The organism is Paraburkholderia sp. SIMBA_054 (assembly GCF_046534875.1).
Taxonomy (GTDB): domain Bacteria; phylum Pseudomonadota; class Gammaproteobacteria; order Burkholderiales; family Burkholderiaceae; genus Paraburkholderia; species Paraburkholderia hospita.
This window is the reverse complement of record NZ_JAWRXV010001427.1, coordinates 1-246: the sequence shown is the minus strand read 5'-3', so window position 1 is coordinate 246 and position 246 is coordinate 1. Positions and strand designations below refer to the sequence as shown.

The following is a 246-nucleotide window of genomic DNA, read 5'->3' as shown; positions in this document are numbered from 1 at the left end:
TCCAGCAGACGAAACTCAATGTTTTTCAATACCAGTGTCAGGCCGTTTTACAGTGCGGATTGTTCGGCGTCAACGCCTTTGGCAGCGGGAAGATTACTCAGCGCATTGAGATCTAAAGAAGAGATCGGCGTCAGAATGCCGCCTGCGCTACCGCTGCACACGGTGCGGGCGCGGATAATTTGCGGATTCAGATTGGTCAATGAAACCGGCAGTGGTTCCAGTTCGTCAGATTTAACTTCCGCCAGC

General features: G+C 52.4%; 1 protein-coding gene. It reads right to left on the bottom strand.

The window, feature by feature from the left end; translation table 11 throughout:
• Positions 1-47: 47 nt before the first annotated feature.
• Positions 48-246, bottom strand: a 199-nt coding sequence (locus tag SB822_RS59755; RefSeq protein ID WP_410859466.1) for a hypothetical protein, incomplete at its 5' end; no start/stop codon positions are given.